10 protein-coding genes and 1 rRNA gene are annotated in these 13,788 nt (G+C 50.1%); 1 reads left to right on the top strand and 10 read right to left on the bottom strand.

The annotated features are described in order from the left end of the window. Positions 1-21 precede the first annotated feature (21 nt). The 10 genes from LCH85_24390 to LCH85_24345 form a co-directional block, all read right to left on the bottom strand. Positions 22-1,263: a glycosyltransferase gene (locus LCH85_24390; GenBank protein MCA0355145.1), complete on the bottom strand. Its 1,242-nt coding sequence runs from the start codon at positions 1,261-1,263 to the stop codon at positions 22-24. Between the two features lie 5 nt (positions 1,264-1,268). After that, positions 1,269-2,207: an SDR family oxidoreductase gene (locus tag LCH85_24385; GenBank protein ID MCA0355144.1), complete on the bottom strand. Its 939-nt coding sequence runs from the start codon at positions 2,205-2,207 to the stop codon at positions 1,269-1,271. Positions 2,208-2,222: 15 nt separating this feature from the next. Further along, positions 2,223-3,884 (bottom strand): glycosyltransferase family 39 protein, encoded by a 1,662-nt coding sequence (locus tag LCH85_24380; GenBank protein MCA0355143.1) that lies wholly within the window; start codon positions 3,882-3,884, stop codon positions 2,223-2,225. A gap of 2 nt (positions 3,885-3,886) precedes the next feature. Next, a complete protein-coding gene (locus LCH85_24375) occupies positions 3,887-5,596 on the bottom strand; it encodes an oligosaccharide flippase family protein (protein ID MCA0355142.1) in 1,710 nt (569 codons plus the stop codon). Further along, positions 5,597-6,265, bottom strand: coding sequence for a class I SAM-dependent methyltransferase (locus tag LCH85_24370; protein MCA0355141.1), 669 nt, complete (start codon positions 6,263-6,265; stop codon positions 5,597-5,599). Next, a complete protein-coding gene (locus LCH85_24365; protein MCA0355140.1) occupies positions 6,255-7,478 on the bottom strand; it encodes a glycosyltransferase family 4 protein in 1,224 nt (407 codons plus the stop codon). Before LCH85_24365 ends, LCH85_24370 begins: the two co-directional genes overlap by 11 nt. A gap of 164 nt (positions 7,479-7,642) precedes the next feature. Beyond that, positions 7,643-9,079 (bottom strand): DUF2079 domain-containing protein, encoded by a 1,437-nt coding sequence (locus LCH85_24360; protein ID MCA0355139.1) that lies wholly within the window; start codon positions 9,077-9,079, stop codon positions 7,643-7,645. A gap of 131 nt (positions 9,080-9,210) precedes the next feature. Then, on the bottom strand, positions 9,211-10,323 hold the full coding sequence (locus LCH85_24355; GenBank protein ID MCA0355138.1) for a glycosyltransferase family 4 protein: 1,113 nt from the start codon (positions 10,321-10,323) through the stop codon (positions 9,211-9,213). Then, a complete protein-coding gene (locus LCH85_24350; protein ID MCA0355137.1) occupies positions 10,323-11,162 on the bottom strand; it encodes a class I SAM-dependent methyltransferase in 840 nt (279 codons plus the stop codon). Before LCH85_24350 ends, LCH85_24355 begins: the two co-directional genes overlap by 1 nt. Continuing rightward, positions 11,156-13,192: a hypothetical protein gene (locus LCH85_24345; protein ID MCA0355136.1), complete on the bottom strand. Its 2,037-nt coding sequence runs from the start codon at positions 13,190-13,192 to the stop codon at positions 11,156-11,158. The genes LCH85_24350 and LCH85_24345 overlap by 7 nt, the downstream gene beginning before the upstream one ends. 490 nt (positions 13,193-13,682) lie before the next feature. On the opposite strand from LCH85_24345, the gene LCH85_24340 reads away from it, so the two are divergent. Further along, a 16S ribosomal RNA gene (locus tag LCH85_24340) occupies positions 13,683-13,788 on the top strand; the annotation flags it as partial.

Raw genomic sequence — 13,788 nt, 5'->3', positions numbered from 1 at the left:
AGGTTAAAAGATGAAGATTAGCTAAAAGTTCCCTGATAGCGGCTGATTGGCTAAAATTGTTGCATAAAGCCGAGCGAGCCGCTGGGCGACTTGAGGTGAATAAAATTGTTGGGCTTCTTGTTGACAGGTTTGGCTGCGAGCCTGGGCTTGTTCCGAGGTTTCAGCTAAAATTGTGGCTAAGCCAGCCCAGAGTTGATCAGGCCGATGTGGCGCGATGTTAATGCCGGCAGCAGCGCTAAAAAATTCGGGTGTGCCAGCGCTACGAGTCGCCACGAAGGGCACTCCCAAGCTTGCTGCTTCTAAAACGGTGCGGTTGCCACCTTCAATAATCGAAGGCACGGCTAGCACGTCGGCTCCAGCAAAATACTGCGGCATTTGCTCACGGGGAATGCCTCCTGTAAAGATTACTCGATCAGCCACGCCATGGCGATGGGCCAATTGGCCTAAATATTTGCCATAATCGCCAAGCTTTTCATCAACTCGATTTGGCCCGCAAATCAGTGCTACAGCCTGTGGTAAACCAACCAAGGCCTGAATCAAATCATCAAAGCCTTTGACGGGCAATAAGCGTCCTGCCGCGACGATCACTTTGCGTCCAGCAATCGCTGGGTATTCTTGACGTAACCAATCCCGACTTTCAGCCCGAAAGGCCGCTTGATCACGTTCGAAATATTCATCGCGAATATTCCGGCCAATCGTGATGATTTTCTGCGTTGGGCAGCCAAATTGCTCGGCCATCGCACTGGCACTCGGTGAAACCGAGCGTATTGCCGCCGCTCGTGCAAAGGTTAATTTGAGCAAAGCGCGGACTCGTTTGTAACGCGCAAAACCATAGCTAATCGAATCATCAGCAATTAAGTCGCCACCACGGATGGTTGGCACAAATGGCCGTTGATCAATCAACGAAGCCACGGCAGCAATCGCGCCCAATGGGTAAACTGATTCAACATGGATAATCTCAATTTCGGGGTGTTGGCGCAAAAAGCTTAAATAATCGCGCAGCAAACTGAAAAAATAGCTATATTCAGTCAAGCGTCGGCCTAAATTATTTAATAGCCGATCGCTGGGTTGCATGCTCACCGCTGGCCGATAAACCTGAATCGCGCCATCTTCAACCAACCACCGGCTTTGACGGTCGCGGCTAGGGTCGGGCACAAGAATGCTGGTTTCATGGCCAAGGGCTTGCCAGCGCAACAAAAATTCTTCATGCACCCGATCAAGCAAGGCAGCGTTGTAGGCAGTGGTGAAGTAGAGCATGCGCATTGAATTTAGGCTCCCTGAGTGCGATACCAATCCAGCGTGTGGGCGATGCCAGTTTCAATATCGACACTTGGATCAAAACCCAATACTGCTCGTGCAGCACTAATATCGGCCAGTGAATGCTCAACGTCGCCAGTCCGGGCTGGGCTGTAAATAACTGGTAGCTCTTTGCCAACTAATTTATTCAGCAGCGCTACAATATCGTTGAGGCTAACGCGCACGCCACAAGCAATGTTAAACACGTTTCCTGCGGCGGCAGGCACGCTTGCTGCCAGCAAATTGGCCTGCACCACATTCGCCACATAGGTAAAATCGCGCGATTGATTGCCAGTGCCATTCATGGTGTACGGTTCGCCTTGCAATGCCAAGGTCATAAAGCGGGCCAGCACCCCTGAATATTGCGAAGTCGGGTCTTGACGCGGCCCAAAGACGTTGAAATAGCGCAAGCCAACCGTTTCTAAACCATACACATGATGAAAAACCTTCAAATAGCTTTCGGCGGCCATTTTGCTGACTGCATACGGCGATTTGGGGCTCATGGCCATGGTTTCGACCTTGGGCAAGATCGGGGTATCGCCATAGACCGATGATGATGCGGCAAAAACGACGCGCCGCGCACCATGCTGACGCGCCGCTTGCAACACATGCAACGAGCCGCCAGTGTTGACCGCATCGGTGGTTAGTGGGTCGCTGACCGAGCGCGGCACTGATGGCAACGCACCTTCGTGAAAAATTACTTCGCAACCCGCCACTGCTTGGCTCACCGCTTCGGCATCGCGCAAATCGCCGCGCACCAACTCAATATCATTAATGCAATGCGCCAGATTATGCTCATAGCCAGTCGAAAAATTATCGAAAACCCGCACAGCATCGCCGCGTTGCAAGAGCGCATCGACCAAATGCGAGCCAATAAAGCCTGCGCCACCAGTTACCAAATATCGCGCCATAACTACAAATCCTTTTTAATTAAGTTCAAAAATCGCAATCGGATTATTGCTATCGTTTGGCCGTGGGAAGCGCTGAATCACCGTGGTGATGCTGCTAAATGGCTGATTTGGCTCAAAACCATCGCGCCGATCAAGCACTGGTTTATCGGCTAGCCCCAAACTGCTCAGCAATAATTGACCATAGATTTTGAATTGAGTGAAGGTTGTGGGCACACGATGCTCGGGCCGTTCACCAAACTGAGAGCTATAAAACTGAATATGATCGGCTATGGTTCCCTCTTGATCGATCAAGTGGGTCACGCCTTTTTCACGCAAGTAATCGAGCATGCGCCGTTGATCATAGACCTCAAGAATGTCGTTGTTCAATTTGCCATCAATATTCAGCACATGATGGCCTGAATAATATTGATAAATGCCCGAATTTTTCGCCCCGATCAAGGCATCACTGGGCAAATTATCGCGCATCCACAAGGCCGCTTGATACATCGTTGGTTGCGATTGGCTGGGCGCGGTTTCTTTTTCTTGCCAAAAGCGCGAGCTATCGAGGGTTTGCACAACCAGCAAGCCGGCAATCATCGCTGGCACTGCTAAATAGCTGATTGATGGCAAGCGTTGCAGCATCGCAGCCAAGGCCCAAGCCAGCAAAATAATCACTGCCAACGACCAAGGTACAAAGTGCCGTGGATTATCTTGCTGCATCATATAGCCATAGTAGACCAACGGAATGGGCAGATAGAGCAATAATGGCAATCCGAGCCAAAGTTGACGACCAATCCAAAAGCCCACAAATGCCGCAAAAATGGCCAAACAAATCGCTGCGCCAACCACTGAGCGCCCCAATACTTCCATCGAAATGGCGCTATTGACGTACCAACCATCAAGCCCATTCGAGAGTGCATACGAGTTGACGTAGCTGTGCAAGTAGGTCAAGGCTTTGCCGCTGCTGGGCGAAAACGAGCCAAATACCGTCAGATTGCGCCAGAAATAGGGCACTAACAGCGTAAAGGTAACCACGATATAGCTGGTGAGCATGGGCAATTCACGGCGTAAGCGTTTGGCTCGCCAAGCCCAAATCAACCGCGCCGCCGCGATCGCAGCAAACAACAATGCCCCATCCAAACGAGTCAGAATCATGGCGGCAGTTAAGACGGCAAGGCCTAGATTATGGCTTAATTTTTTGGGATCGATTTTGACCGCAACTAGTAAGGTGGTGACCCACATTAACAAGGCCATCGAGGTTTCCATGCCGTTGACGGTTAATCGTACCAACGTTGGGTTCAAGCCATACAAAATCAAGCCAAATAAACCAGCCTGCCAGTTCATCCAATGTTTGAGCAAATGCCATAGTGGCCACATCACCGCACTCGCCAACAAAGCACATATGAGCAAATTGGCGGTAAAGCCCAAGGCTAAATTGTCGGGCGCAAGCAAATACGGAATCGCCCCCAAGGTCAATGGGTACAACGGATGAAAGCCATTGGTTGGCGTAATGCCGTCGGCGGTGATGCCTTGGCCCATGGCCCAATTCCGCGCAATAGCCGTGACCATCCAAGCATCATCTTCGAGCACCAGCAAATGAGTTTGCAGCGGCAGCAAGGCGAAGATTAGCCGGATGATAATCCCAGCCCCGACAATTGAGGCGATGATCCAACGGATGGTTTTTGGTGATGTGATCATAACTATAATACGCGCCGAAGCACGCCCTTGAATGGAAGTTTCATGCTCAATAAACGCTCGCGCTCAGCCGGATCAAGTCCGCCGAGCAACTTTAGTGTGAGTAAATAGAGGCCAGCGCCAATTGCGGCAAACAACATCAATGGCAACAGATTGATTAATTTAGTTTGCCAGCCAGCCGCTGCTTCAGGCATTGGCCAAAGTTGCATTAATCCAATTAAAGCAACCGCAAAACTGGCGCTGGCAGCACAAACCCGTAGCCAAAACCGCCATGGCAATTGCAGCCCCAAATTGCGCCACCCATAATAGAGCGTGATCAAGCGGGTGGCAACTCGCACTGCGCCAACCGCAATCGCCACGCCCAACATGCCATAGCGTGGTAGCAGCACAAAAACCAATGGCACGCTGATAAAGGCAAACAAGCGCGAAATAATCACCGCCCGATATTGCTCATAAACCATTAATACATTATGCGGCACGCTCAGCAACGATTCGCCAAAGGTAAAGGCAATAAACACGATAATTAAACTGCTGGCATCGGTATAGAGTGGATACAGCACCGCCACCATGCGCGGAGTGAGCAGCGCCAAGCCCACGCCTGCTGGCACAATCAACAGCCAAATCATGCGTGCCAAGCCACCATGAGCATCTTGCAGCGATTGGGGATCGCGGCGTAATTTGATCCGCGAAAGCAGCGGAGTCATCACGCCGTTGAGCGGCATCCAAATATAGCCAAGGTAATCTTTGGCAAATTTATAAGCAAAGGCCAAAATCGCCACATCGCGGGCATTCAGCTGGGTCACCGTAAACAGCGTTACAAACTGAATATCATATACCCAAGTGGTGATTTGCATTAAATAGGAGACTGCGGCAAATTTGGCAAAACGCTTAGGTAATTCGGGATCGCTCGCCTCGCCCTCGCCAATATCGGATAGCTCGCGGCTAGCGCGTAATGCTTGCCATGCTGCCATCAACACGCTAACCAACGGCGTGAGCACCAAGCCAATCAATACCCCCGTGATGCCCCAACCAAGCAAAATAAAGATTGTTACTAAAATTGGTTGGAGCAAGGTTGTGACTAAAGTGATTAGATTCCAAGCGCGTTGTTTGAAGTAAGCGGTCAGAAACTGCATAAAGACATCAAACAGTGCACCCAAAATTAATAAAGCACTGACTACTAGCATAAACCAGTGGCTTTGGCTCTCAATTTGGTCAATCACCGTAAGCGTACCAGTGCGCTGATTTTGCAATTTGCTGAGTTTGCTTATTTGGTCGGGCGTGGCTGATTGCTGCTCAAGGCTGCGGATTTGGCTTTCGAGTTCAACAACCTCAGTTCGTTGTTGCTCGATCAAATAATTGCCCATGGGTTGGGCCAGCAGATTCAAACCGAGCACCAGCACGGCCATAATTGCCAGTTTAAGCCCGATCATACGCCAGAGAAAGCGCAAAACACCTTGGCGACCTTGACGTTTCTCGACTTCAGGGATGAAGCGTGGCAAACTGCGCTCGATCCCAAGGTCGGCGTAGGTGCCAATTGAAGCAGCCAAACTGGTGAGGAGAAAAATCAAAGCGACCTGCTCAGGTGCAAGCCGCCCGTAATAAATCACACTGGTGATGATGCCAACTAAAAAGCGGGCTGGAAACAGCAGCGTATTCCAAAGCGTTGCGCTCCAAACCTCACTGGTGAGGCTCCGCTGCGGTTTGTTCGATTGCACTTAACGTACTCCAGTGGCTACCATCCCATTTCCGATCAAGGGCGGGTAGGGAATAGCAAGCGGGTTGCGATGTGGTGGCAACCAGCGAATGGGTTTAAAGCCAGTTTTGATCCGTGGTTGTTTAAATCCGGCGGCTTTGAGATCGTTTCGCAAGCGCCAAGGGGTATATAAATTAATATGAGTGGGGTCGGTATCGCCCGACCAAACTTTGCCAACCAAGGGAGCCAGCACCCGTCGAATATCCCAAAGATTGGGTGTGGTTAAAAAGACCATTCCGCCAGGTTGTAGCACCCGAGCGCATTCAAGCAGAAATTCCACGCCATTGGGTACATGTTCAATCACCTCGTTGGCGAGCACCATGCCAAAGGTTTGGTCGGCAAATGGAAAACGCGGCGCAGCATCCATCTGCACCAGATCGACATCAATCAATTTGGCTGCTTCGCGCAAAGCATAAATGCTAGGGTCTACGCCAATTGCGGTTGTGCCACGGCTGCGAATATAGCGCAACCCCGGCCCCGCGCCACAACCCACATCGAGCACTGGCCCTTGGGGTAAGTGCTTGGCCAAGCCACCAAACGCAAACATCCGGCGGTATTGCACAGCAATTTTGCGGTCGGATTTGCTGACCTGCGGCGCAAAATAGCTGGTTTCGTCGATCTTAGTGCTCATTGATTACTCGCGTATAGACCTGCTCTAAGGCGGTCGTCCATCGGGCCGGATTATACCATACCTCGCATGTTTGCTGCCCACCACTGCGGAGTTTGGCGGCTAAACGCGGCTGCCCAAGAATCAAATTGGCGGCTGCGGCCAAGGCTTCGGGGTTGTTGTAGGTCGCTAGTAAGCCATTTTCGCCATGGCGCACAATTTCGTTGACTACCGGAATATCACTGGCAACCAAGGGCGCACCCGCTGCCATGGCTTCGAGCAAGGTCAATCCAAAGCCCTCGTAGCGGGTTGGCGTGAGATACACATCGCAATGCCGAAAAAGGTTGACCAAGGTTGCATCATCAACTCGCCCCAAAAAATGAATCTGTTGTTGAATATTCAGTTCTTGGGCGATTCGCTCGACTTCGGCCCGTTCGGCGTGGTTAATCCCCGATACCATCAATAAATTGGCATTGGGATATTGCTGCAACATTGCTGGCATGGCCCGCAAGGCCAAATCGTAGCCCTTGCGCGGAGTCAATTGCCCAACAAATAAAATCCATGGGCGGCTTACCTTCAAATCAGGTAAAACAACCGGGGTAGTCTGAATCGCCGAATCATCAATCCATAAGGGAATCACGCTTGATTCTTGCTGCAACCCCATACGTTTAAGTTCATCGGCCTCGAATTGTGAGCATGGAATCAGCTGATCGGCTTCCCACAACGGGCGATGCAAGCGCCAATTGCGTAGATGGTCGCGCATTGTGCGCCACGAATGGGCTGATTTGAGGCGTTGCCAAAATTGCTGTTTGGTCCAAATTGGCCGCTGATAGTGGATGGTTGTTTCAAATGGGCGCTCACGATCATCAACCAAATAGGCATCGTGATACGGCCCCAGCCATGTGTACACCGTGGGAATCTTGTGTTGTTTGGCCCAGGCACTGGTTTGGGCGGCCAGCACATTGCGCGGATGCATAAAATGAATCAAATCTGGCTTTGGGCCGTGCTCCAAGGCTTGTTGCAACTCGCGATTTGGCGCGTAACCCGAACGCACTCGTTGTACCGTTACGCCCTCGATGATTTCATGGCGGGCAGCTAAGGCAGGTCGTTTGGGATCGTGGGTTCCAATCGCGCGAACGGAATGACCGCGTTGAGCCAAACCGAGCGCCACAATTCGCTCAGGCCAGTTGCGGAAGGTTGCGGTTACCCCGCCTAGCCCAACAATCAATATTTTCATCGATCTATCCTTAATTTTTTAGGGATCGGGGTTCAGGGGTTAGGGATCGGTTAGTTGTTCTGGCTCAAATAGTTGTCCCAAACAACCAACTTCCACCTGCCATCAGTCCATAGCTTTCCCCGATTCATGGTTTTCTTATGTTCTATGCTCTATGTTCTATGTTCTTAATGATGCTTCAATAAGGCAAAATCGCCAGCCTCGGCCACAATCACCCACGCAGGGTCGTTCAAATAGCGCTCGATTGCAGCACGAGTTTCGGCGCTATTGCCTGGTGGCCGCCGATCAAACACCAAATACTCGGCTCGCTCAATATATTCGGCGGGATACGATTTGTTGCCAGGGAAAAAGTAGATTTCTTGGCGCTGGGCGAGGTGTGGTGCCAGAAAGGTGCTGGCGGCAACGGCGGCATCAGCAGGCACTTGAGCCAAAATTGATCGGGCATCAGCGACCCGCGTTGGGTTTTCGCGGTTGCTCAACGCCGTTTTCACCACATTATTCAAGGTCAAATTCCCGATAATCCCAATCAGCAATAAAACCAGCACCGCGCCATGTACTGCCCGTTCATGCGATTGCGGGTTGCGCACTGTCCAGCGGGTGAGATTCAGCAAACCTTCGACCGAGGCCACAAGCAAAAATGGATAAACTAACGAGCCATATTGATAATTCAGGCTGAATTGGACTGCATTGGGCGAGATGAGGTTAAGCGCCAAAACTGGTAAAGCCAACAGCAAGGTTGGGCTGAGCAAGGCCAAAAAACCACCAAGCCCAAACAATTGCCACAAGTATTTGAGTTTGGGTGGTTCGGTCATGACGCTAAAAGCAAGGGCTGGGTTGGTGAGCATGGTTGTGATCACATCGCCAACAGTTTTGCCAAGCCTGCCATAACTGTAAATATCAGCAATAAAATTACCCTCGCTGAAGGCTGGCACGATTACGCCCAAAGCTATCGCAACCCAGGCTGGCCCCAGCACCAAAGGAAATGCAGTAAATTTCCAAGGCTTGCGCTGCCAAGCTGCATATAAACCAAAGGCAATTAACGTAAAACCAGCCTCAGTTTTGGTGCACATCATCAAAAACAGAAATAAACAATACAATCCTAAACGTTCACGGCGCAAATATAATAACGCTGCCAAGGCAAATGGAATCATAAATGAGCGCAATTGAAACTCGTACATATTGATATGCTGAGTTGTGGGATGTAATAAATAAATGGCAGCAATTACCAAAGCATGCCATGGCTTTGGTAAAAGATCACGCACGATCAAATATAAAGGCCAAGCTGCAATCCCCAAGGCGATTGTTTGCAACACAAGCAGCGTATAGGGCGATTGATATATGCCATACAATAATGCTAATGGCAATTGCAATAACACAGGGCCATCATCAAAATCGTAGCGCATCATGGCAAACACCGAAATTTGGAATGGCCGCCCATGCAAAGTATTCCAAATCGTTTGCTCGTTGCCCGCCATATCGAAGCCTTGGCGAAACCATGCCAATTTTAGGCACGACAAGGTGGCGAAAACCCCGATATAGCCCACAATCATCGTTGTGAGCAGCGCCTTGGCATATGTATCGATCGTTGCAAAAAATCGTTGCATTGTTGTTCCGTATTAGCTAGGGATCGGTTGTTGGGGATCGGTTATTGGGATAACAAAATCCAAAACTACGAAGAGCACGAATTTTGCTGCTGTTGACCAGAAAGCCATTCCTAACCCTAAAATAATATGCTCTATGCTCTATGTTCTATGTTCTGATACACCACTTCAACCCGCTCGGCGACTGCCGACCATGGAAACAATTGCTGTACCCGCTGGCGACCAGCACGCGCTAGTTGCTCACGATAGGCTGAATCATTGCAAAGTTGGCTAATAACGCGAGCTAAATCGGCTGAATCTTGGGCGATAAAGCGTTCGCCAGTGCTGCCAGCTTGCACCACATCATCATAACCGCGCCACGACGAGGCGATAACGGGGCGGCCACAAGCTTGAGCCTCAGCTAAGGCCATGCCAAACGTCTCAGATGTGTAACTTGTACCAAGCACCAAATCGGCGCAGGCCAAATAGCGCGGCAATTCGCTGTGAGCAATTGTGCCCAGAAAATGCACGCGCTCAGTTAAACCCAAACTTTTGGCATAATCAGTCAAGGCTTGGCAGGTTTCGCCATCGCCCAAAAAGGCCAAATGATAGGTATGATCGAGCAAACTCAATGCACTAATTGCATCACGCTGACCCTTCCAAGGCATCATGCGCCCAGGATGCATCAATAACCATTGGGCATCGCCAGCAATTGCTTGGCGTAATGCTGGATCTACTGCCAAAGGTCGAAAATGCTCGATATCAACGCCGTTATAGACCACGCTCGCCGTGCGCCCATAATGTTGCTGCAAGGTTTGGGCATTGTAGCTAGAGCACGAAAGCAGCGCGGCGGCTGACTGCATGAGCTGGACATCGCCGCGAAAAAAATCTTCGCCATGGCCGTGATAAACCGTGGGAATGCCATGCCGTTTGAGCAACGGAGCCACGACCAAATCATACGGTTTGTGAATATGCACCAAATCGGCAGTTTTCAAAATTGGCCAAGCCCGTGGCAGCAACGACAGGCGTTCGGCCAATTTGCGCCAAGCATAAGCGCGACGTAATGGCCCCCAAGCCAAACGTGCCCGATCAATAAATGGGAATTTTAGCACTCGTAAGCCCTGATTTGGCCGTTGAATTGGGCCTTGGCCACCAACAATCGTAACCCGATGGCCGAGCCGAACTTGCTGCTGCGCCAATTCCCAAACAAAACTTTCAACTCCGCCGACTTTGCTAGTGGTCGTCAGATTGTAGTGAATAATATGCATTACCACAGCACCAATTCGTAGGTTCCCTTGACCCAATCGCGGTACAAATAATAAGCAGGCAAGCCTAAACCAAGCCGATAGGCCAAATCGCGCAGTTTGCCTTTGAGGCCTTGGGCGCGGCGTTTGCTGCCATGCTGAATGTCCAAAGCTTCCATATCGGCAACCTTGAAGCCATACTGCTGGGCCAAATCACGAAATTGATTCATCGTGTAATAATGCATGTCGCTCAAACGCTGGCGATCTTGCAAGCCCATCGCTTGTTTGGTTTTGAGCCGTGTGGCAACCAAGCGATCAGCCATACTGCGCGGTAACCAATTGATCCCACGAATATGGTAATGCGGGTCGCGCCATGCCCAGCGGTTGATAATTGTGAGCAATACCCGACCACCAGGCCGAATCACCCGCCGCAACTCGGCCAACATCGCCGCTGGATCTTGCACATGCTCAACAATATCCCAGCAAATTGCCAAATCGAAGCTATTATCGGCAAACGGCACAGCCTCGCCAACCGCATTCAAAATTGGCACATTGAGATCATAACGAGCTGCGCGATGCTTGCTAATCTGGCAATAATCACGGTTGAATTCAGTCGCGACTGGCTGAGCACCAGCTTGAGCCAAGGCCACCAGCGTGCCGCCCATACCACAGCTAATTTCTAGAATGCGCGTGTTAGCCAGCTCGCCGCCAAAACGCTCAATTAATGCTAAGCGTTCGGCTTGATAACGCTCTTGCCAAATCCGTTTTTCGCGCCAAGTGGCGTAATCGGGTCGCCAGTTCATCGGCTCAACCCAACGATCGATCTGCTCGATCAATGCCATTTCATTTGAATCAACTACCATATTTGTGTCACCGTTGCGATCCGCCGTGTCCATAATTCAATCGACATAGCAAATAGCCCAAGGTAGGCCAAGCCAAATAGAATGCTACTCCAACGCCAGCGTTTGAGCGCCATATCCATCAACATTGCCATCAAAATCGCCCACACTGGAATCAAGAAAATAATATGCTTATCGACCATCGGCACATTGCGATCAATCACGGTGAATAGTAACGAAACGGTTACCATGGCACACATCCAAATTGATCCCATCCACAAACGAGTTTCGGGCTGGCGCGTGCGCAAGCGGGCGATTACCCACAAAGCGAATGGCAGTAGCAGGAATGGAATCATCAAGCCATGGTTCCATAAGCGGGTGCGATAAGCGAGGAAATTATCGTAGGCTGTGGGCTGATATTGAATTGCGCCAACCGCCTCTTGGCCTTCGGTAAAGGTTGTGGTGAAGTAGGGAATCGTTTTTTCGATGATGCCTGGAATATACAATCCATAATAAACAATCGTTGAACCAAGCACCCCGACCAACATTGCTGTGATTACTGAACGGGCTTGGTGACGTTCGCTACGCTTGGTGATGGCGATATAGCTCATCCAAATACACAGCAGCAACCCCAAGAATACCGCCATCACCGTGTACATCAAAAATGCCACAGTCAACAAGGCGGCGAAACTCCACCAAACCTTGCGTTGATCAAGCTTGCCCCAAGCCCCAATCACAAAAGCAATGCTCATAAATGTCCACCACATACCAAAGGTGGTTGGCACATTGCCCCATGAATGCAGTAAATAGGTTAATGGCACAACATTATAGAACGCTGCTGCCAACAACCCGACCCGCCGCGAGAAATCAAACGAACGGGCAAAGAAATAAATCAAAAAGATATAACTTGAATCGATGATCGAGCTAAATACCTTGGCAGTTGTTTCCATTTGGAAGGGCAGCAAGGCAAACGAGGTGGCAAAAATATGGAAAAACGGCGAATACGGAATAATTGGCCGATCCTTGCCGAATTCCTTTTCGGGCATCACCGACTCGTTGAACGCACCTGGCTTATACATTTCAGCCAAACGGCCATCCAAAATCCAGCGTACTCGCTCCATATGCCAATGAATATCGATCGCGATCATATATGGATAAACTTGGCCCGCAGCTTTGACCCAAAAGCCAAATAAAAACAAGCCAAGCAAAATCGTCAAGGTTTGTGGCTCTAATTCGATGCCACCCTTATGCATCAACCACGGCACAATTTTGCGTAGCGCAGCAACTAAGCCAACGCTCAAAACCGCCAGCACCGCCAAATTTGGCAACCAAAAAGTATGCGGCACACGTGCCAGCATCACTGGCAGCGCCAAACCAACGCCAATTGCCGCGCTAAGGCCAATAGCCCAAGGCCAATTGATTCCAGTTAGTAGAATGCTCGCGGCGATGCCAAGCAAAATAATGCTGAGCAAAACCACTGCAATCAATGGTGGTAACCAAGGGCGGCCTGTCGTTGAAGCAACCTCGACATTGAATAAGGCTACGCCCAAGGTTCGGGCACTTGCCGTTTGCTCCTGATATAGATTTGAATTCAGCCCAATTGCCAGATTGCCATTACTGGTTGCGGCAGCTGGAATAAAGGCATGAATAATTCGTGTCTCATTGCTGTCTGGCAGCGCCACAGCGACATTCGGGGCGAAATTTAGGGTTGCCTTGACTGGACTAGCATCAGGATGTTGAGTTAACAAATCGATTTTCGTTGTCCAACTGCCGCGACCAGCTAAAGGAACGGCAATGGTGGCATCGCCGGTTGTCCAGCGAAACGAACGATTATTACCCTGACTGACCTCGCCAGGTGAGAAATTGCCTTGGAGAAAGGGCGGATCATAATAATCGCCAAGCGTAATCGTGGCTTGAGCTTGCCACTGATAAGTAATGGTTAAGAGCAATACCGCCCAAAGCACCAAGCCCCCAACCGTAGCGAGCCAAACCCGCCATGGTTCGGCAAAAATCGATGATCGATCTCGAAAAAGGGTTGAACCAACCAATTGCATGCGTTATCACTCAATCACTAAAAGGTGTTTAATCTCATATTTTGCTGAGCAATTATAGGCGATCACCCTACCTTTGCAACCAATTTGACAAGCAAGGCCATCTGCGGTAGACTTCACGGGCTGTCAACGAATGACTTAAAGATGGTCACGACGCGATAAACCGAATGAAATCAACCACAAACAAGGGTTTGACAAGAACGATTGAATGTGGTAGACTTCACGGGCTATCGACTGATAGCAACGATGTGAGATAAACATCAAACAACTGGCAACAAACTTCCGTTTGGTTAGTAAAATAAACCTGCGGATTTTTTATCGCCAAAACTGCACCTTTCCAACTGATGGGTGCTGCGTCCGCAGCACATTCCATGCATCATAACAATATTTGTTTCTTTGTCACCGTCAATGCAATTGGTTTGTTGATCTACCAATTATGAGTGACCGTGCTACCGCTCAATAAATTAGTAGCACACGCAATCGCTTCGGCGATTTGTCGGCGAGTTTGATCCTGGCTCAGGACGAACGCTGGCGGCGTGCCTAATGCATGCAAGTCGAACGCATTCTTCGGAATGAGTGGCGCACGGCTGAGGAACACG

It is taken from the genome of Chloroflexota bacterium, from assembly GCA_020161265.1.
Classification (GTDB): Bacteria; Chloroflexota; Chloroflexia; order Chloroflexales; family Herpetosiphonaceae; genus Herpetosiphon.
This window is presented reverse-complemented; position numbering and strand designations above follow the sequence as displayed.